General features: G+C 42.4%; 16 protein-coding genes. 11 read left to right on the forward strand and 5 right to left on the reverse strand.

What is annotated here, in order from left to right; genetic code table 11:
• The 8 genes from HW098_RS10360 to HW098_RS00965 all read left to right on the forward strand — a co-directional run.
• Window positions 1-892, forward strand: an 892-nt coding sequence (locus tag HW098_RS10360) for a hypothetical protein (protein ID WP_240149435.1), incomplete at its 5' end; no start/stop codon positions are given.
• 147 nt (window positions 893-1039) lie between these two features.
• The gene (locus HW098_RS00930) at window positions 1040-2317 is read left to right on the forward strand and encodes an ABC transporter permease (RefSeq protein WP_176138989.1); all 1278 of its coding nucleotides are present in this window, start codon (window positions 1040-1042) and stop codon (window positions 2315-2317) included.
• A 126-nt stretch (window positions 2318-2443) separates the two neighbouring features.
• Window positions 2444-3091: an ABC transporter ATP-binding subunit Vex2 gene (gene vex2 / locus HW098_RS00935; RefSeq protein ID WP_000173725.1), complete on the forward strand. Its 648-nt coding sequence runs from the start codon at window positions 2444-2446 to the stop codon at window positions 3089-3091.
• Window positions 3092-3252: 161 nt separating this feature from the next.
• A complete protein-coding gene (gene vex3 / locus HW098_RS00940; protein ID WP_176138990.1) occupies window positions 3253-4632 on the forward strand; it encodes an ABC transporter permease subunit Vex3 in 1380 nt (459 codons plus the stop codon).
• Between the two features lie 298 nt (window positions 4633-4930).
• Entirely contained in the window at window positions 4931-8665 is a 3735-nt protein-coding gene (locus HW098_RS10365; protein WP_240149436.1) for a LysM peptidoglycan-binding domain-containing protein, read from the forward strand.
• A 164-nt stretch (window positions 8666-8829) separates the two neighbouring features.
• On the forward strand, window positions 8830-9486 hold the full coding sequence (gene vncR / locus HW098_RS00955) for a response regulator transcription factor VncR (RefSeq protein WP_176138991.1): 657 nt from the start codon (window positions 8830-8832) through the stop codon (window positions 9484-9486).
• Window positions 9483-10811: a sensor histidine kinase VncS gene (gene vncS, locus HW098_RS00960; RefSeq protein WP_176138992.1), complete on the forward strand. Its 1329-nt coding sequence runs from the start codon at window positions 9483-9485 to the stop codon at window positions 10809-10811. The genes vncR and vncS overlap by 4 nt, the downstream gene beginning before the upstream one ends.
• 140 nt (window positions 10812-10951) lie before the next feature.
• Window positions 10952-11833 (forward strand): class II fructose-bisphosphate aldolase, encoded by an 882-nt coding sequence (locus HW098_RS00965; protein ID WP_001019001.1) that lies wholly within the window; start codon window positions 10952-10954, stop codon window positions 11831-11833.
• Window positions 11834-12153: 320 nt separating this feature from the next.
• Here HW098_RS00965 and HW098_RS00970 read toward each other — a convergent pair whose 3' ends face one another.
• The 5 genes from HW098_RS00970 to HW098_RS00990 form a co-directional block, all read right to left on the reverse strand.
• Window positions 12154-13344 carry a ferric reductase-like transmembrane domain-containing protein gene (locus HW098_RS00970; RefSeq protein ID WP_176138993.1) on the reverse strand — a complete coding sequence of 397 codons (1191 nt, stop codon included), beginning with the start codon at window positions 13342-13344 and terminating at the stop codon, window positions 12154-12156.
• A gap of 293 nt (window positions 13345-13637) precedes the next feature.
• Window positions 13638-14297: an amino acid ABC transporter permease gene (locus HW098_RS00975; protein WP_050313389.1), complete on the reverse strand. Its 660-nt coding sequence runs from the start codon at window positions 14295-14297 to the stop codon at window positions 13638-13640.
• Between the two features lie 9 nt (window positions 14298-14306).
• Window positions 14307-14984 (reverse strand): amino acid ABC transporter permease, encoded by a 678-nt coding sequence (locus HW098_RS00980; protein WP_000131137.1) that lies wholly within the window; start codon window positions 14982-14984, stop codon window positions 14307-14309.
• Between the two features lie 12 nt (window positions 14985-14996).
• Complete coding sequence (locus HW098_RS00985; RefSeq protein WP_176138994.1) at window positions 14997-15791, reverse strand: transporter substrate-binding domain-containing protein; 795 nt, start codon at window positions 15789-15791, stop codon at window positions 14997-14999.
• A gap of 10 nt (window positions 15792-15801) precedes the next feature.
• Complete coding sequence (locus tag HW098_RS00990; protein WP_001229567.1) at window positions 15802-16560, reverse strand: amino acid ABC transporter ATP-binding protein; 759 nt, start codon at window positions 16558-16560, stop codon at window positions 15802-15804.
• A gap of 176 nt (window positions 16561-16736) precedes the next feature.
• Between HW098_RS00990 and recJ the strand changes: the two genes are divergently transcribed.
• The 3 genes from recJ to HW098_RS01005 all read left to right on the forward strand — a co-directional run bounded on the left by recJ (window position 16737) and on the right by HW098_RS01005 (window position 21640).
• Entirely contained in the window at window positions 16737-18959 is a 2223-nt protein-coding gene (gene recJ, locus HW098_RS00995) for a single-stranded-DNA-specific exonuclease RecJ (RefSeq protein WP_176138995.1), read from the forward strand.
• A 173-nt stretch (window positions 18960-19132) separates the two neighbouring features.
• The gene (locus HW098_RS01000) at window positions 19133-20794 is read left to right on the forward strand and encodes a ribonuclease J (protein WP_176138996.1); all 1662 of its coding nucleotides are present in this window, start codon (window positions 19133-19135) and stop codon (window positions 20792-20794) included.
• Window positions 20795-20860: 66 nt separating this feature from the next.
• Window positions 20861-21640 (forward strand): alpha/beta hydrolase family protein, encoded by a 780-nt coding sequence (locus HW098_RS01005; RefSeq protein WP_176138997.1) that lies wholly within the window; start codon window positions 20861-20863, stop codon window positions 21638-21640.
• Window position 21641 lies beyond the last annotated feature (1 nt).

Below are 21641 nucleotides of genomic sequence, written 5' to 3' on the forward strand. Positions count from 1 at the left end.
AGCTATCGATAACATCAATCCTCAGCCTGCTCCTCGTCCAAATCCAACTCCACGTCCTGACGACAGTGCTAACACCAACAGCGGTACTAATGCCGATAACGGTGCTAACACGAACAACGGCGGTACTACCACCCCTGCTGACAGCAATATCAACAGTGTGACACCAGGTAACAGTGGCAACACTCCAGCCCCTGGTGTGACGACAGACGATAGTAGCAACACCACCCCTGCTACTCCATCATCTACTGTTGGACAGGCTCAAGCAAGTACTCCAGCTCAAGAAACACCAGTTTCTACATCTACTTCAAACAATTCAGGCAATACGGTGACTCCTAGCGAGACTGGTCCTGTTGACAAGTCTGAACTTGCTCGATTGGTTGAAGAACTGGAAACTCGTTTGAAAGACTTGGATGGTATTGATCAATCTGTCATTGACGCTGCGAAGGTCATTCTCGGAGAGGGTCAAGAAGCCCTTAGAAATGCTGACTTGACAGAGGCAGGCTTGAGAGAGGTTACTGCTAAGGTCAAAGAAGCACTCGAATCCTTGAAAGGCAAGCAAGCAACTAAGGATGAAGAAGAAAGGAAAGAAACAAGGAAAGAGCAAGGTCATCTTCCATATGGTACGATGATTGGTAGCCTTCTCGCTCTTCTTGGTCTCCTTCTCTTCCTCATCGCGAGTCGTAAGAAAGAGTCAGAACTCAAGAAATTGACCAAGGAATTAACTAAGGTTCTGCAAGAAAACGACCTTACAAATGTAGATGCGAAAGTCCTCGACCAAGCACGAGAAGCTCTCGCTCAAGCAGTTGCCTTCCTAGCCAATGAGAAAGAGTCTGACCACACAGAAGATGAGTTGATTGAGAAACTCAAAGCTATTCTTGCTCAGTTAAGATAAGTCAAGCTTAGACGAGTCGGAAACCAGCTAGAATAGTACTTGAAAGAGCAACGGTGAAAGCCGTTGCTCTTTTTGATTCTTTTTTCGTATTTCATAAACATTTCATATTTGGGTTTTATAATAGTCTTACAAATATGGAGGTGACAAATGAATCCAATCCAAAGAGCTTGGGCTTATGTCAGCAGAAAGCGACTGAGAAGTTTTATTTTATTTCTGATTTTATTGATCCTGTTGGCTGGAATTTCAGCCTGTTTGACTCTGATGAAGTCCAACAAAACGGTGGAAACCAATCTTTACAAATCACTCAATACCTCTTTTTCTATTAAGAAGATAGAGAACGGTCAGACTTTCAAGTTGTCAGACCTAGCATCTGTAAGCAAGATTAAGGGACTGGAAAATGTTTCTCCTGAACTGGAGACGGTCGCAAAACTAAAAGACAAGGAAGCGGTGAGTGGCGAGCAGAGCGTGGAGCGTGATGATTTTTCCGCTGCGGATAAGAATTTGGTTAGCTTAACGGCTCTTGAAGATTCATCAAAGGATGTTACCTTTACCAGCTCGGCTTTCAATCTAAAAGAAGGGCGACACCTTCAAAAAGGGGATTCCAATAAAATTCTGATCCACGAAGAGTTGGCTAAGAAGAACGGTCTTTCGCTTTATGACAAGCTTCGCTTGGATGTTGGACAGTCAGAATCTGGAAAAGGGCAAACAGTAGATTTTGAAATTGTCGGCATCTTTTCTGGTAAAAAACAAGAGAAATTCACAGGCTTGTCTTCTGACTTCAGTGAAAATCAAGTCTTTACAGACTATGACAGTAGCCAAACTCTTTTGGGAAATAGTGAACCGCAAGTCAGTGCAGCGCGCTTCTATGTAGAAAATCCTAAGGAAATGGACGGACTCGTGAAGCAGGTAGAAAACTTGGCCTTGGAAAATCAAGGATACCAAGTCGAGAAGGAAAACAAGGCCTTTGAACAAATCAAAGACTCAGTTGCAACCTTCCAAACCTTTCTGACCATTTTCCTTTATGGAATGTTGATAGCTGGAGCCGGAGCCTTAATTCTGGTCTTATCTCTCTGGTTGAGAGAACGGGTCTATGAGGTGGGAATTTTACTTGCACTTGGAAAAGGCAAGAGCTCGATTTTCCTACAGTTCTGTTTAGAGGTAGTTTTGGTATCTCTCGGTGCCTTGCTTCCAGCATTTGTTGCAGGAAACGCCATCACATCTTACCTACTCCAAACACTACTAGCAAGTGGAGATCAGGCAGCCCTACAAGACACACTAGCTAAAGCAAGCAGTTTATCAACCAGTATCCTATCTTTTGCAGAATCCTATGTTTTTCTAGTTCTGCTTAGTTGCTTGTCTGTAGCCCTTTGTTTCCTATTCTTATTTAGAAAATCGCCTAAAGAAATTTTATCATCTATTAGTTAATACTCTTCGAAAATCTCTTCAAACCGCGTTAGCTGTATCTGCAACCTCAAAGCTGTGCTTTGAGCAACCTGCTGCTAGATTCCTAGTTTGAACTTTGATTTTCATTGAGTATAAGAAGGAGAAATCATGACTTTATTACAATTACAAGATCTTACCTACCGTTATAAGAACACTGCTGAAGCAGTCCTATATCAGATCAATTATAATTTTGAACCCGGGAAATTTTACAGTATTATTGGTGAGTCAGGAGCGGGGAAATCCACTCTCTTGTCCCTCCTTGCTGGTTTAGATAGTCCTGTTGAAGGTTCTATCCTTTTTCAAGGAGAGGATATTCGTAAGAAGGGCTATTCTTACCATCGCATGCACCATATTTCCCTGGTCTTTCAAAATTATAACTTGATAGATTATCTTTCTCCGCTGGAAAATATCCGCTTGGTCAACAAAAAGGCAAGCAAGGATACACTGCTTGAGCTTGGTTTGGATGAAAGTCAGATCAAGCGGAATGTTCTCCAGTTATCAGGTGGTCAACAACAACGTGTTGCCATTGCTCGTAGTTTGGTATCAGAAGCTCCAGTTATTCTTGCAGATGAGCCAACAGGAAATCTAGACCCTAAAACTGCTGGAGATATTGTCGAACTGCTCAAATCACTTGCCCAGAAAACAGGTAAATGTGTCATCGTCGTAACCCACAGCAAAGAAGTGGCACAAGCGTCAGATATTACACTTGAATTGAAGGACAAGAAACTGACTGAAACTCGCAATACGACGAAATAATATGAGCTTTTTCAGTTATACTCTTCGAAAATCAAATTCAAACCACGTCAGCGTCGCCTTACCGTACTCAAGTACAGCTTACGGCTAGCTTCCTAGTTTGCTTTTTGATTTTCATTGAGTATTAGAACTATAAAATAGAACAACATCTAGAAAGGGAACCTATGTTACACAACGCATTTGCCTATGTTACAAGGAAGTTTTTCAAATCGATTGTCATCTTCCTGATTATTCTCCTCATGGCGAGCTTGAGTTTGGTCGGCTTGTCGATCAAGGGAGCTACTGCCAAGGCTTCTCAGGAGACCTTTAAAAATATCACCAACAGCTTCTCCATGCAAATCAATCGTCGCGTTAATCAAGGAACGCCACGTGGTGCTGGGAATATTAAGGGTGAGGACATCAAAAAAATCACTGAAAACAAGGCCATCGAGTCTTATGTTAAACGCATCAACGCTATCGGAGATTTGACTGGATATGAACTCATCGAAACGCCAGATACCAAGAAAAATCTGACACCTGACCGTGCTAAACATTTTGGAAGTAGCTTGATGATTACTGGTGTCAATGACTCTTCTAAAGAAGATAAGTTTGTTTCCGGTTCTTATAAGCTGGTCGAAGGTGAGCACCTAACCAACGACGACAAGGACAAGATTCTTCTGCACAAGGACTTGGCAGCCAAACACGGCTGGAAAGTAGGAGATAAGGTCAAACTAGACTCTAATATCTACGATGCAGACAATGAAAAAGGTGCCAAGGAAACAGTCCAAGTGACAATCAAGGGACTCTTTGATGGCCACAATAAGTCGGCAGTAACTTACTCACAAGAGCTTTACGAAAACACAGCCATCACAGACATTCACACGGCTGCAAAACTTTATGGTTACACAGAAGACACAGCTATTTATGGGGACGCAACCTTCTTTGTAACAGCGGACAAGAACTTGGATGATGTCATGAAAGAGTTGAATGGTATCAGTGGTATAAATTGGAAGAGCTATACACTCGTTAAGAGCTCATCTAACTACCCAGCTCTTGAGCAATCCATCTCTGGTATGTACAAGATGGCCAATCTCCTCTTCTGGGGTAGCTTGAGCTTCTCAGTTCTTCTCCTTGCCCTCTTGCTCAGCCTTTGGATCAACGCCCGTCGCAAGGAAGTGGGAATTCTCCTCTCTATCGGTCTCAAGCAGGCAAGTATCTTGGGGCAATTCATCACCGAATCCATCTTAATTGCAATTCCTGCTCTCGTTTCTGCTTACTTCCTAGCCAACTACACAGCTCGTGCAATCGGAAATACTGTCCTTGCCAATGTCACTTCAGGTGTTGCCAAGCAAGCTAGCAAGGCGGCTCAAGCCTCTAACCTTGGTGGTGGTGCAGAAGTAGATGGCTTTAACAAGACCTTGTCAAGCCTAGATATTTCCATTCAGACATCAGACTTTATCATCGTCTTTGTCCTAGCCTTGGTTCTAGTGGTTCTCGTTATGGCGCTTGCTTCAAGCAATCTCCTTAGAAAACAACCAAAAGAGCTCTTGCTCGATGGTGAATAATACTGATGCTAGACTGAAAAATGAGGCTAGCAACTGAAAGTTTTAAAATGATACATGAAGCAGAAAGCAATGGTAACAATCATTGCTTTCAGTTGCTTTCTTTGTACTTTAGTACTTAAATATGATATACTAAGGTTATGGAATTTATTGGAAAGGAGTTTCGCAACTTATATATGGAATTGTGCATAAAAATAGATAGATAAATCTGTAGAAGCCTATCCATATCGCAAACATAGGCTAGTAGACCTAGGCAGGGTCTACTTTAGAAAATATAGAATAGTGAGGAAAAATAAACATTATGAGACAAACAAATGTTAGAGGAAGCTTGTCCCTCCGTGGCTTTAGAAAATTAAGAACTGGTGCAATTGTTGCGACAGGTGTCATTTTGCTAGGGCTGGGCTTTTTAGCTCCAACTGTATCAGCCAGTGAACAAGATGGTGTCTGGGTAGCCAGAACAGTTGAGGAAGTGAAAGCTGATATTCAAAATATAGACAATTTATCACACTACACAATTAAGTGGGGAGATACACTGAGTGCTATTAGTGGTGCAACAGGGTTATCTGTTGATAGTTTGGTTGAGATAAATCGTATTGCAAATAGAGATTTGATTTTTGCTAATAATAAATTGTATTTTAGCGAAGAAGCTTTTCTAAAAGATGGAAATACAGAAGTCAAAAGACAGCGAGTGTCGATTGAGAATTCTGGTAGCCGTCAAAGTTATGAAGTTGAAACAAAGACAGATACTGTAACTGGAGAGCAAAGGACTACTGTTAAACAAACGACACCAGTAGCTGTGGAAACACCAGCAGTATCAGCACCGAAATCAGAAGCCTCAGTCTCAGTTACGCCAAAAGCCGAAACAAGATCAGAAACTTTACCTGCTCCATCTGCAGATACTACAAATGAGTCAGGAAACTCAACTGAATCAAGTCCAGTAACAGACAAGGTCCCTTCGAATATAGGGACTACAAATCAACCTGTAGTTTCAAATCCAAGTTCTGAAGCGCCAGCGCCAAAAGCGGAAGAGCCAGTGACTCCAGAAGCGAAAGAAGAGAAGCCAGCGACTCCAGCGCCAAAAGTGGAAGAACCAGCAACACCAGCGCCGAAAGAAGAGAAGCCAGCGACTCCAGCGACAAAAGTGGAAGAGCCAACAGAATCATCTGAACCAAAAACAGAAGCACCGACAACTCCAGAAAATAAAGAAGAACAACCGGGTGCAACAGAAGCAACGGAACCAGAAGTAACAGAGTCAGAGATAGCTAAACCAGCTGAACCAAATGCAGAAGCTCCAGCACCGAAAGTAGAAACGCCAACAGAATCATCTGAACCAAAAGGAACAGAAGCAGAGCCAGAGGTAGCAAAACCAGCAGAACCAAATGCAGAAACTCCAACGCCGAAAGTTGAAGAGCCAACTACTCCAACACCTAAAGAAGATGCAACTGAAGGAAAAGTAGAAGCGTCGAAAGTTGAAGCACCAGAGGCGTCAGCTGAACCAAAAGGAACAGCGCCAGTGGTAGAGGAAGACACTTCAGGAGAACAAGATCAACCAGCAGAAGAAACCCCAGCACCATCAAAACCAGAAACCCCAGCTTCAACAGAAGAAGTAGCAAAGGAAGCTGAAGGAACAGAGCCAGAGGCAGCGAAACCAACTGAACCAAACGCAGAAACTCCAGCAGAATCAACTGAATCAAAAGCAACCGAGCCAGAGGTAGCAAAACCAGCTACACCAAAAGCGGAAGCTCCAGTAGAATCAACTGAATCAAAAGCAACCGAGCCAGAGGTAGCGAAACCAGCTGAATCAAACGCAGAAGCTGCAACAGAATCAACAGAAGCTTCAGGAACTTCAGCAGAAACAACACCTAAAGAAAATGAAACAGAAGGAACTACACCAGGTGCAACAGCAGAAGCAGGGGAAACAACAGGAGAAGAAGGAAAAGAACCTGAGAAAACGTCAGAAACGGCAAATACTCCATCAACAGGTGTTACAGCTAGTGCTAATTCAGATGAATCAGGAAATACAACTGAAGAAAAAGCAGAAATGCCGAAAGTTGAAGAGCCAGCGCCAGCGGTAGAGGGTACAACTGCAGGAGAACAAGGTCAACCAGTAGAAGAAAAACTAGCTCCAAAAGAAACAGGAGAAGAAGGTAAAGCGGAGGATTCAGTTTCTTCAACTGAATCTTCATCAACTGCCTCTGAAGGTGAGTCAACAGTTACACAACCATCTGTAGAATCAGGAACAGATTCTACATCGGAAGCTGAAGGAAAAACATCTGAGGAAGCAGGAACACAAGCTCCAGCAGAATCAGCTACAGCACCAAAAGAAACAGATTCAACTTCAGAAAAAGAAGTTGAAGAATCAGGAGCAACAGGAAAAGAAGCGAAAGAAACTGAAGAAAAACTAGCTCCAAAAGAAGATTCAACATCAGGAGATGAAGGTAACGCCGAAACATCAAATAATCCAACAACAGGCGCTACAACTAGTGCTGATTCAGATGAATCAACTCCTTCAACATTGACCTCTGATGAAACAAAACCAGAAGAGGTAGCAAATGAATCTGAAGGAAAAGAGTCAGCAGAAGAAGGAACATCTGCAACTACTGAAACAGCCACACCAGTGCCAGCAGTAGACTCTACAAATGAGGCGCCTAACGAAGGTGAATCAGAAAATCCAGTAGCAGAAGGAACACCAGTCACAGAAGAACAACCGTCTACAGACAATACGGCTTCATCAAGTGCAACAAGTAATTCAGCTGACTCAAGTTCATCAACTGAATCAACAGCTCCAGAATCAACGACTGCTACAACGGGAAATACTTCAAATTCATCAACAGACGTTACAACTGATGGCAACTCAAACGATTCAACTTCTAATGAAGAAAAACCTCAAGGCGATGAACCAGCTGTGGAACATCAGGGTTCAGAGAAGTCTTTAGAGAAAGAAACTGAAGACAGTAATAAAGCTGCGATTGATGAAGATAGGGCAACAAAAGACAAAGAAATCAATGAGAGCACTCTAAACGAGGAGCAGAAAAAAGAAGCCCGCGAAAAAGTAACAAAACTCACTGAAGAGTACCACAAGAAGCTTGCTACAGAACAAGATACGGAGAAACAGGTTGATATTGTAGAAGAGTACAGAGAAGAACTGGCTAAGATTGAGACTCCAGGTGTAACCTATGACAGCCCTGATTACAATAAACCAATCGAAAGTCATGCTGGTGGAACAACTATAGATGAAAATAGTACAGTAGCAAACAGCGCACTAACTTCTAGCAATCCATCTTCTCAGCCGTCCTCATCTGAAGACTCACCACAAGCAAAACCTGCGGCAACGTCGGACAGTTCTACAACTGGTGACTCAGGCTTCCGAAGTGCAGGAACTTACCAACCTCGAGTAACTCGTCGTCGTAGAAGTATTGAGGAACCTCAAAACACAGTCTCTATTTATTATAATTTTGATGGTATGAAAGATATTCCAGGCTTCTTTGGTGATCCTGGTGAAAAAAATACCGTTACGATTCCTGCTGGAACGAGTGAAGCACAGGCAAAAGAATTAGTAAAAGAAAAAATTCAAGCTAAAGTTCAAGAATTAAATAAACGTGGATATACAGTAAAAGAAGAAATAGTATTTGAGCAAGATACTGATGTGAAAAACTTTAATTACGTAGTCACTTTCACTAAGCAAGCTACAGGAACTACAGGTTTCAGGATGGCTCCAGCAGTTCAACCACGCGCTAGCAGAAATCGTAGAAGTCTAGAACAGCCAGCTCCTCAAAAGGTCAAAGTAAATGTATTTTATAACTTTGATAAAATGAAAGATATTGCAGGTTTCCTAGGATATATCGATGGAACTTCTCTTGAAATCGTGGAAGGTTCAACAAATGAACAACAGGTGAAAGTAGCAGTTCAGAACCAAGTTGAAGCTAAGAAAGAAGAGTTGAGAAAACGTGGCTACACTTTCAAAGAGGACTATGTCTATCAAGCTAATGGGAAAGATTATAACTACGTTGTAACATTTTCAAAAGCAACTAAATAACGTTCATTTCACGGGGAGTGAAATGTGAGCAGAGAGAGCGATAGGCTCTCTTTGTTTTATCTAGTAGTCAGTTACTTAAAGACAAAAGGCCAGCAAGAGACTATAATAGAAAATAGAGTAGGTATTTATTCTAAGAAAAATAAAAAATAGAGAGCAGTTAAAGTATGAAAATTTTAATTGTAGAAGATGAAGAGATGATCCGTGAGGGGATCAGTGACTATTTGACAGATTGTGGTTATGAAACCATTGAGGCTGCAGATGGGCAAGAAGCCTTAGAGCAATTTTCCAGCTATGAGGTGGCCCTGATTTTACTGGATATCCAGATGCCCAAACTCAATGGCTTAGAAGTTCTAGCTGAGATTCGTAAGACTAGTCAGGTCCCTGTCCTGATGTTGACCGCCTTTCAGGATGAGGAATACAAGATGAGTGCTTTTGCTTCGCTAGCAGATGGCTATCTGGAAAAGCCCTTCTCCCTCTCCCTCTTAAAAGTGAGGGTGGACGCGATTTTCAAGCGCTACTACGATACAGGACGAATTTTCTCCTATAAGGATGCCAAGGTGGACTTTGAAAGCTACAGTGCAAGCCTCGCAGGTCAAGAAGTGGCCATCAATGCTAAAGAGTTGGAAATTCTTGATTATTTAGTGAAAAATGAAGGACGAGCCTTGACTCGATCTCAGATAATCGATGCGGTCTGGAAAGCGACAGATGAGGTTCCCTTTGACCGTGTTATTGATGTTTATATTAAGGAACTGCGGAAAAAGCTAGACTTGGATTGTATCCACACTGTGCGCAATGTTGGTTATAAATTGGAGCGAAAATGAAACGAACAGGTTTATTTACAAAGATATTTATCTATACCTTCTCGATTTTTAGTGTTCTGGTTATTTGCCTTCATTTGGCTATTTATTTTCTTTTTCCTTCGACTTATCTGAGCCACCGTCAAGAAACTATTGGTCAGAAAGCGACAGCCATTGCCCGGTCACTCGAAGGAAAGGATAGGCAGAGTATAGAGAAAGTGTTAGACTTGTATTCCCAGACTAGTGATATCAAGGGGGCTGTCAAGGGCGAGATGACCGAGGATAAGTTAGAAGTCAAGGACAATCTTCCTCTGGACACAGACCGCCAGACTACCTCCCTCTTTATCGAGGAGCGGGAGGTGAAAACGCAAGATGGTAGCACCATGACTCTCCAGTTTCTAGCTTCCATGGATTTGCAAAAGGAAGCAGAGCAAATCAGTCTCCAATTTCTTCCCTATACCTTGCTGGCATCCTTTCTGATTTCCCTCTTGGTGGCCTATATCTACGCTCGGACCATTGTTGCCCCGATCTTGGAAATCAAACGGGTGACTCGTCGGATGATGGAACTGGATGTCCAAGTGCGATTGCGCGTGGATTCCAAGGATGAGATTGGTGATCTCAAGGAACAAATCAATAGCCTTTACCAGCATCTTTTGACTGTTATTGCGGACTTGCATGACAAGAATGAAGCCATTCTCCAGCTGGAAAAGATGAAGGTCGAATTCCTACGAGGAGCTTCTCATGAATTGAAAACACCGCTGGCTAGTTTGAAAATCCTAATCGAAAACATTAAAGAAAATATCGGGCGCTATAAGGATAGAGATCACTATCTGGGAGTTGCCTTGGGGATTGTGGATGAGCTCAATCACCATGTTCTCCAGATACTTTCTCTCTCTTCTGTGCAGGAATTACGAGATGATAGGGAAACAATTGATCTTCTCCAGATGACGCAAAGTCTCGTTAAGGATTATGCCTTACTAGCCAAAGAAAGAGAACTCCAGATAGACAATAGTTTGACTCATCAGCAGGCTTATCTAAACCCATCAGTTATGAAGTTAATCCTGTCTAACCTCATCAGTAATGCCATTAAGCACTCTGTTCCAGGTGGCTTAGTTCGAATTGGAGAAAGAAAAGGAGAACTCTTTATTGAGAATAGCTGTAGTCCAGAAGAACAAGAAAAACTAGCCCAGTCTTTTTCTGACAATGCTAGTCGCAAGGCCAAGGGGTCTGGGATGGGACTCTTTGTGGTCAAGAGTCTATTGGAACATGAAAAATTAGCTTATCGTTTTGAGATGAAGGAGAATCGTTTAACCTTCTTTATAGCTTTTCCAAATGTTGCCCAAGACTAGGGAGGGAAAGGGTTTACATAGATGAAGCTAGAAGAAATTCAATCGAAACTACGGGAAAAACTAGATTTTTTTGTCAAAAAGTGATAAAATGAACAATGTAAATGGGATGACCCATAAAAATATACAGGAGGCCTGATAAAATGGCAATCGTTTCAGCAGAAAAATTTGTCCAAGCAGCTCGTGACAACGGTTATGCAGTTGGTGGATTTAACACAAACAACCTTGAGTGGACTCAAGCTATCTTGCGCGCAGCAGAAGCTAAAAAAGCTCCAGTTTTGATCCAAACTTCAATGGGTGCTGCTAAATACATGGGTGGTTACAAAGTTGCTCGCAACTTGATCGCTAACCTTGTTGAATCAATGGGTATCACTGTACCAGTAGCTATCCACCTTGACCACGGTCACTACGAAGATGCACTTGAGTGTATCGAAGTTGGTTACACTTCAATCATGTTTGACGGTTCACACCTTCCAGTTGAAGAAAACCTTAAATTGGCTAAAGAAGTTGTTGAAAAAGCACACGCTAAAGGTATCTCAGTAGAAGCTGAAGTTGGTACTATCGGTGGTGAAGAAGACGGAATCATCGGTAAAGGTGAATTGGCTCCAATCGAAGACGCTAAAGCAATGGTTGAAACTGGTATCGACTTCTTGGCAGCTGGTATCGGTAACATCCACGGTCCTTACCCAGCAAACTGGGAAGGTCTTGACCTTGACCACTTGCAAAAATTGACAGAAGCTCTTCCTGGATTCCCAATCGTATTGCACGGTGGATCAGGTATTCCTGATGAGCAAATCCAAGCAGCTATCAAACTTGGTGTTGCCAAAGTTAACGTTAACACAGAATGCCAAATCGCATTCGCTAACGCAACTCGTAAATTTGCTCGTGACTACGAAGCAAACGAAGCAGAATACGACAAGAAAAAACTCTTCGACCCACGTAAATTCTTGGCTGACGGTGTAAAAGCTATCCAAGCATCAGTTGAAGAACGTATCGACGTATTCGGTTCAGAAGGTAAAGCTTAATCTAGCTGAATAATACAGATGAAACCTGCCCATTGGGTGGGTTTTTTGGTGTTTCAAGCTACTCGTTTTAGTATAGTCAACTGAAACTAGACTAGCACAATGCTGCTTCTATAGCGTTTTGAAACTGGAATAGGACGTCATGACTGCTAAAAGATTTCTATAAATTCATTTGATTTTCCTAATCAATTTGTTCGTATCCTATTTCACTCCACTATAAAACATTCTTATCAATTGATTTGAATGCCAAAATTGTATCGCTCCGGTCTTATTTTATTTGGCTATAAAAAACTCTCCTAGAATTCCCAGGAGAGTATGATTGGTTATTTGAACTTGAATCCTTCGTAAATAAGCTCTGCTTTTGGATTTTGTTTCTTAATCTGTTTGGCAAGTGACTTCATCATAGAAAGAGGACCACACATATAGACGATTGCATGTTCGGGTACTTCTTCTTGATCAAAATTAAGATAGCCGTCTTTCCTACTGTCTACTAGATTGAGTTTAAAATTAGGATTTTTCTGAGCATAGTTACGGAGTAAATCTAGGTAGACTGCATTTTTTTCTCCACGGAAGCTATAGTAGAAGTGAACCTGTTTATCTAAAATAGGATGTTCACGGATGTAAGAGATGAAGGGGGTAATCCCAATACCTCCAGCAATCCAAACCTGATTTTCTCGTCCTTCTTCTATGATCATGTGTCCGTAAGCTCTGTCTACGCTTACTTTGCTACCGACTTGAAGATTGTCATAGATATTCTTGGTATGGTCACCTGAATTTTTGACAGTAAAGTAAAGAGTTTGACCATGACCTCCTGAGATAGAAAAGGGATGCGGAGCACTTTCAAAGCCTTCTTGGAAAATCTTTAGAAAGGCAAATTGTCCTGATTGATAGTTGAAAGGTCTGCTAAGATGGATTTGAATTTCTCTAGTATCGTGATTTAATCGTTTGAGATTGGTGATTTTCCCTAGATAGGGGAAGCCAATCTTTTGATATAGAAAAATGATATAAAAACCAGCTAGCAAGCCTAAAAGAGCATAGCTACCAACAAGAAAACTTAGAAGATTAAATGTGAGAAGACGATTGCCCATCATCATGTAGACGTGAAAGAGTCCAAAAATATAGGCTAGGTAAACTAGACGATGAATCCATCGCCAAGCTTCGTATTGGATGTATTTTCCTAAATAGGCGACAAGGATGATGCTGACAAAGATATAGATTGCAAGATTGCCAAACTGAGCAGCTAAGCGAGTGCCCCACAGACCGCCCATACTAAAGTTATGAAAGATGAGTAGGATGATGGAGAGAAAGGCTGTGAATTTGTGGACGGTGTAGACCTTCTCCAAACCGTGAAACCAGCTTTCTAGTAGGGGGAGACGAGTGGCGAGGATAAAGGTCAGAGATAGGCTTGTTAAAGCTAGTCCTGGAATCATGAATTGGGGAGAAGTGTTCATCCAAGTCAAAATAGTCAAGATAAAACTAGCTATGATAAAGAGTAGTCCTTTGAGTGATTTCATAGAAAATTCCATTTCATTTAGATTCGATTTGTTGTAAATAAATTTGTTACATTTTATCATAGAAAAAGTATGGTGTCAAATTGAGGTCTATAAATATCTACTCTCATCAAAAAACTCTCCAATTGAACTGGAGAGTGGCTGTTTATACTCAATGAAAATCAAAGAGCAAACTAGGAAGCTAGCCGCAGGCTGCTCAAAACACTGTTTTGAGGTTGTGGATAGAACTGACGAAGTCAGTAACATATATACGGCAAGGTGAAGCTGACGTGGTTTGAAGAGATTTTCGAAGAGTATTATTCTGCAGCTTGTTGCCAACGTTTGGCTAGCATATGAGACAGGCTAGAAATGGCTAGGTTAAAGCTGAAGTAGATGAGGGCAATCAGGATATAAAGACTAAACACTTGCTCTGGTTCGAAATAACGGCCCATGAGAATTTGGCTGGCTCCAAAGAGTTCTTGTAGGGCGATAACAGAGTAGAGGAGGCTGGTATCCTTAATCACGGTTACAAACTGAGAAATGATGGCTGGCAGCATTTTACGAATGGCTTGTGGGAGAATGATGTAGTAGAGGATTTGGGATGAAGTGAAGCCTTGTGACATTCCTGCTTCGTACTGCCCCTTGTCTACGGCATTGAGACCACCTCGAATAATCTCAGCTAGGGCCGCTGATGTAAAGAGAGTGAAGGCAGTGATTCCTGCTGGTGTGGATTTCATCTTGAAAACCAAAAAGATGGTGAAAATCCAGAGAAGGTTGGGAACGTTACGCACAAACTCGATGTAAATGCTAGAGATGATACGTAAGACAGGATTTTTCCCATTTCTCATGACGGCTAGCACTGTCCCGATAAGGGTAGCGAGGACGATGGCAATCAGAGAAATATAGAGGGTCAAGCCAAATCCTTTAAAGATAAAGACTAGGTTATCTGGGGTCAAAACTTCTAAAATGGATTCCATAGTAACCTCCTAAAGTGAATAAGCTTTTTTGTTGGCTTGCTCCATCTTGCGACCAAACTGGGCAACAGGGAAGCAAAGAGAAAAGTAGAGAAGGGCAGCACCTAGAAAGGCTGGGATATAGTTTCCGTTAAGAGCCGACCAAGACTTGGTCACAAACATCAAGTCCACTCCAGAGATGATAGCGACTGTCGAGGTGTTTTTGATGAGGTTAACAATTTGGTTGGTCAAAGGAGGGAGAATAATACGGAAGGCCTGAGGCAAGATAATCAAGCGCATGGCGCTGATATAGGTAAAACCTTGCGACAAGGCGGCCTCCATCTGACCGCTAGGAATAGACTGAATACCTGAGCGAATAACCTCAGCGATATAGGCGCCGTGATAAAGTCCGACGCAGAGAACAGCTGTCCAATAAATCGGAATCATGATGATATGGTCACTGATAAGAGGTAGGCCATAAAAAACGATAACAAACTGCACCAAGAGGGGAGTATTTTGGTAAAATTCGACAAAGATGCGAGCTAAAATTCTCAATATTGGACGCTTGCTGGTTGACATGGCTCCAAAGAAGATGCCCAAAACCATGGCTAGGATAAAAGATCCGATAGCTAGTGCAAGAGTGAAGAGGAAACCATTGAAAAATTGTCCAAAATCCTGAAAATAGGCTGTCCAAGATGATAAATCTGTCATGGGGTATCCTCCTTAATCTGCAGTATGGCTAGATGGTTTGAGCTTGTAACGGTCATAAAGTTTCTGCAAACTACCATCCTTGCTCCATTTAGTAACCAAGTTATCAAGATAGTCGTTGAGTTCGGTATTTGATTTCTTGGTAACGATACCGTAGTCAGATGGCTTGAAACTATCATCTAGTAGCACTGTGCGCTTGCTGATGTAGCCAGACAGAATCGAGCGGTCGACGGAAAAGGCGTCGATACGGTAAGCATGCAGGGAAGTAATCAATTCTGGGTAGGAACCAAGTTCGACGAATTTAAACTTCAGACCTTTCTTTTTACCCAGTTCAGTAATCAGGCGTTGGGTGATGGAACCTTGGGCGACTCCGATGGTTTTGCCGTTTAGGTCCTCAATCTTTTTGATTTTGGCAGATTTATTGACCAAAAAGCCAGATGCGTCCGTGTAGTAGGGACTGGTAAAGTTGTAGAGTTTTTTGCGTTCGTCTGTGATGGTAAAGGTTGCGATATCCATATCGACCTGTTCATTGTCCAGAAGGGGGCCACGGGTTTGTGCTGTAACAGGCACATAACGAACCTTGACCTTGAGCTCATCAGCTACCATCTTGGCCAGGTCAGTTTCGATACCAGAAAAGGTCCCTGTCTTGGGATCCTTGTAACCGAAATTGGGAACGTCTTGTTTGACACCAACAACCAGCTCGCCTCTTTTTTGAATATCTGCGACACTGGTATCAGCCTGAACTGGTTTTGTAGCAGCAAGGCCCAAAAGGCTAATCAATAATGCTGATAAAAAGAATTTCTTTTTCATAGGCGCCTCCTTATTTGACTTTGTCACTTTCGTGGTTGATGATTTTGCTGAGGAATTGTTGGGCACGAGGTTCGCTTGGATTGTCGAAAAAGTCATCAACATCTGTCGTATCCACCAACACTTCTCCATCAGCCATAAAGATGATGCGGTCCGCAACTTCACGGGCAAAGCCCATTTCATGGGTAACGACAATCATATTCATACCATCGTGGGCTAATTTTTGCATAACTGCCAGAACATCGCCGATGGTTTCAGGATCAAGAGCAGATGTTGGTTCATCAAAGAGGAGGAGTTCAGGATGCATGGCGAGTCCACGTGCGATGGCAATCCGTTGTTTTTGTCCACCAGATAGCATGGCTGGATAAGAATCTTTTTTGTCCCACATATTAACAAATTCCAGATATTTTTGGGCTGTTTTTTCAGCTTCTTTTTTATCAATTCCTAGAACTTTTATGGGTGCTAGTGTTACGTTTTCTAACACTGTTTTATGCGGATAGAGGTTAAAATGTTGAAAAACCATGCCGACTTCTTTGCGAAGAGGCACCAAATCTTTCTGGCTGGCACCAGCAACTTGGTGACCATTTACTAGAAGGCTTCCCTTGTCAACAGCCTCCAAACCATTGATAGTGCGGATAAGAGTGGATTTGCCAGAACCAGAAGGGCCTAGGAGGACAACAACTTGCCCTTTTTCAAAATGGAGATTGATGTCGCGGAGTGCGTGGTAGTCTCCGTAATATTTTTCGACGTGTTCAAATTCTACTAAAGCCATAAGGAATCTCCTTTGTGTTAGATTTTATAACATGATTCTACACCAAAAAATTTGTCTTGTCAAATCATATCTGAAAAAATTCACTAAAATTTTATAAAAAAGCAATCTGGATAGAGAAAAAGCCTAAATCATGTTATAATGAAGCAATAGAATTCTTAGAAAGAGTGGATGTCTTTTTGATAACACCTACTTATGAATGGCAGTTTGCCTCGCAGGTTGAAGATGCGAATTTTACAAAGATAGCCAAGAAGGCTGGACTGGGTCCTGAGGTGGCTCGGTTATTATTTGAGAGAGGGATTCAGAACCAAGAAAGTCTGAAGAAGTTTTTAGAACCTTCCTTGGAGGACTTGCATGACCCTTATCTACTCCATGATATGGATAAGGCAGTGGAACGGATTCGTCAGGCCATTGAAGAAGGGGAAAATATCCTCGTTTACGGTGATTACGATGCGGATGGAATGACTTCGGCTTCTATTGTTAAGGAAAGTTTGGAACAGCTTGGTGCCGAGTGCCGGGTTTATCTGCCTAATCGTTTTACCGACGGTTATGGACCTAATGCCAGTGTTTACAAATATTTTATCGAGCAAGAAGGAATTTCCTTGATTGTGACAGTGGATAATGGAGTTGCGGGTCACGAGGCTATTGAATTGGCCCAGTCTATGGGAGTAGATGTCATTGTGACCGACCATCATTCCATGCCTGAAACCCTCCCTGATGCCTATGCCATTGTCCATCCTGAACACCCTGATGCGGACTATCCTTTCAAATATTTGGCTGGTTGTGGAGTGGCTTTCAAGTTGGCTTGTGCCCTGTTAGAAGAAGTGCAAGTGGAATTGCTTGATTTGGTCGCTATCGGAACTATTGCAGATATGGTGAGTTTGACGGATGAGAACCGTATCTTGGTTCAATATGGTCTAGAAATGCTGGGGCATACTCAGCGCATTGGTTTACAAGAAATGCTGGACATGGCTGGATTTGCCGCCAACGAAGTAACAGAAGAAACGGTTGGTTTTCAGATTGCCCCTCGTTTGAATGCCTTGGGACGCTTGGATGATCCCAATCCTGCCATTGATTTGTTGACTGGATTTGACGACGAGGAAGCTCACGAGATTGCCCTCATGATTCATCAGAAAAACGAAGAGCGCAAGGAAATCGTCAAGTCTATCTATGAAGAAGCTAAGACCATGGTGGACTCTGAGAAGAAGGTTCAAGTCTTGGCCAAGGAAGGCTGGAACCCTGGGGTTCTGGGAATCGTCGCTGGTCGTTTGTTGGAAGAATTAGGGCAGACAGTCATCGTTCTCAATATAGAGGACGGTCGTGCCAAGGGTAGTGCTCGTAGTGTGGAAGCGGTCGATATTTTTGAAGCTCTGGATCCTCATCGAGACCTCTTCATCGCCTTTGGTGGCCATGCTGGTGCGGCTGGTATGACGCTGGAAGTTGAGAAACTTTCAGATTTATCTCAAGTCTTGGAAGATTATGTTCGTGAAAAAGGTGCAGATGCTGCTGGCAAGAACAAGTTAAATCTAGATGAAGAACTGGATTTGGAGGCACTTAGCTTGGAAACGGTCAAAAGTTTTGAACGTTTGGCACCTTTTGGCATGGACAATCAGAAACCTATCTTTTATATCAAGGATTTTCAGGTCGAAAGTGCTCGTACTATGGGAGCAGGAAATGCCCATCTCAAGCTGAAAATTTCCAAGGGTGAGGCGAGTTTTGAAGTGGTGGCCTTTGGACAAGGTAGATGGGCAACAGAATTTGCTCAAACCAAGAATCTAGAGTTGGCAGTCAAATTGTCTGTCAACCAATGGAATGGCCAAACTGCTCTCCAGTTGATGATGGTGGATGCGCGTGTGGAAGGTGTTCAACTTTTTAACATCCGTGGGAAGAATGCAGTCTTGCCAGAGGGAGTTCCAGTCTTGGATTTTGCTGGAGAACTACCAGATTTAGTAGATAGTGAAGCTGTTGTTGTAAAAACCATTCCTGAGGATATTACTCAGCTGAAGACCATTTTTCAGGAACAGCATTTCTCTGCTGTCTATTTCAAAAATGATATTGACAAGGCTTACTATCTGACAGGTTATGGGACTAGAGAGCAGTTTGCCAAATTGTACAAGACCATCTATCAGTTCCCAGAGTTTGATATTCGCTACAAGCTGAAAGATTTGGCTACTTATCTTAATATCCAACAAATCTTGCTGGTCAAAATGATTCAAATATTTGAAGAACTAGGCTTTGTGACGATCAAAGATGGTGTCATGACAGTGAATAAAGAGGCACCAAAACGGGAGATCGGAGAAAGTCAGATTTACCAAAATCTCAAACAAACCGTCAAAGACCAAGAAATGATGGCGCTGGGTACCGTGCAAGAAATTTATGACTTTTTAATGGAAAAAGAGTAGATCATAGGAAAGAGTTGGGAAACCAGCTCTTTTTTGAAAACAAATCTTCATTTTGAAAATCATCAAAAAAATGGTATAATGGTAGGAAAAGATTCGGCTAACAGTAATAGTGCTTTTAGAATAAAAGGGTAAGCAACCCTATAATCAAGATAAACAAAGCTTTCGGAGGAAAAATGAGTAATATCAGTTTAACAACACTTGGTGGTGTACGTGAAAACGGGAAAAATATGTATATCGCTGAAATCGATGGGTCTATTTTCGTTTTGGATGCAGGTCTGAAATACCCTGAAAATGAACAACTAGGGGTGGACGTAGTTATTCCAAATATGGACTACCTTTTTGAAAATAGCGACCGTATCGCTGGGGTCTTCTTGACCCACGGCCATGCGGATGCCATTGGTGCTCTTCCTTATCTCTTGGCGGAAGCCAAGGTACCTGTATTTGGCTCCGAGTTGACCATTGAGTTGGCCAAACTCTTTGTCAAAGGAAATGATGCGGTTAAGAAATTCAATGATTTCCATGTCATTGATGAGGATACGGAGATTGATTTTGGAGGAACTGTGGTGTCCTTCTTCCGTACGACACACTCTATCCCAGAAAGTTTGGGTGTTGTCTTGAAGACAGCTGAAGGTAGTATCGTTTATACAGGTGACTTTAAATTTGACCAGACAGCTAGTGAATCCTATGCGACAGACTTCGCTCGTTTGGCAGAAATCGGTCGTGATGGAGTTCTAGCTCTTCTTAGCGATTCAGCCAATGCAGACAGTAATATCCAAGTGGCTAGTGAAAGTGAAGTTGGGGACGAAATCACTCAAACCATTGCGGACTGGGAGGGCCGTATCATTGTTGCGGCAGTAGCCAGCAACCTCTCTCGTATCCAGCAGGTGTTTGACGCTGCGGATGCAACAGGTCGTCGTGTGGTTTTGACAGGATTTGATATTGAAAATATCGTCCGTACCGCGATTCGCCTCAAGAAATTGTCTCTAGCTAACGAGAGTCTTTTGATTAAGCCAAAAGATATGTCTCGCTTTGAAGACCATGAGTTGATTATTCTTGAGACAGGTCGTATGGGTGAGCCGATCAACGGTCTTCGCAAGATGTCGATTGGTCGCCACCGTTATGTGGAAATCAAGGACGGTGACCTAGTTTATATCGTAACCACTCCATCTATCGCCAAGGAAGCAGTCATGGCGCGTGTGGAAAATATGATTTACCAAGCTGGCGGTGTTGTCAAACTGATTACTCAAAGTTTGCGTGTGTCAGGTCACGGAAATGCGCGTGACTTGCAGTTGATGATCAATCTCTTGCAACCCAAGTATCTCTTCCCAATTCAAGGGGAGTACCGTGAGTTGGATGCCCACGCTAAGGCTGCTATGGCAGTTGGAATGTTGCCAGAACGCATTTTTATCCCTAAAAAGGGAACCAGCATGGCTTATGAGAATGGGGACTTTGTCCCAGCTGGCGCAGTTTCGGCAGGCGATGTCTTGATTGACGGAAATGCTATCGGTGATGTTGGAAATGTGGTTCTTCGTGACCGCAAGGTCTTGTCAGAGGATGGTATTTTCATCGTAGCAATCACAGTTAACCGTCGTGAGAAGAAAATTGTGGCCAAGGCCCGTGTTCACACGCGTGGATTTGTTTATCTCAAGAAGAGCCGTGATATTCTCCGTGAAAGTTCAGAATTGATTAACCAAACGGTAGAAGATTATCTTCAAGGAGATGACTTTGACTGGGCAGACCTTAAAGGGAAGGTTCGTGATAACCTGACCAAGTATCTCTTTGACCAGACTAAGCGTCGTCCAGCTATTTTACCAGTAGTCATGGAAGCAAAATAATCGTTGAAATAAACAGAGAGAAAGTCGAGTTTCGGCTTTTTCTTATAGAAAAATAGAGGAAAAAATATGGCAGTAATGAAAATCGAGTATTACTCACAAGTCTTGGATATGGAGTGGGGAGTGAATGTCCTCTACCCTGATGCCAATCGAGTGGAAGAACCAGATTGTAAAGACATTCCAGTCTTGTACCTCTTGCACGGGATGTCTGGCAATCATAATAGTTGGCTCAAGCGAACCAATGTAGAACGCTTACTTCGGGGGACTAATCTCATCGTCGTCATGCCCAATACCAGCAACGGTTGGTACACTGATACCCAATATGGTTTTGACTATTACACAGCTCTAGCAGAGGAATTGCCAGAGGTTTTAAAACGCTTCTTCCCTAATATGACTAACAAGCGTGAAAAGACCTTTATCGCTGGTCTCTCTATGGGAGGCTATGGCTGCTTCAAACTAGCTCTTGCAACAAATCGTTTTTCTCATGCAGCTAGTTTTTCAGGTGCCCTTAGTTTTCAAGATTTTTCTCCTGAGAGCCAAAATCTGGGAACGCCGGCTTATTGGAGAGGCGTGTTTGGGGAAATTAAAGACTGGATGGCTAGTTCTTATTCTCTTGAAAGTCTGGCTAAAAAATCGGACAAAAAGACCAAGCTGTGGGCTTGGTGTGGCGAACAGGATTTCTTGTATAAAGCCAATAATCTCGCAGTGAAAAATCTCAAAAAACTGGGATTTGATGTGACCTATAGCCATAGCGCTGGAACTCACGAGTGGTATTACTGGGAAAAACAATTGGAACGGTTCTTGGCAACCCTACCGATTGATTTCAAATTAGAAGAGAGATTGACTTAGT

Origin of the sequence: Streptococcus sp. 1453 (assembly GCF_013276955.1) — a bacterium.
Classification (GTDB): domain Bacteria; phylum Bacillota; class Bacilli; order Lactobacillales; family Streptococcaceae; genus Streptococcus.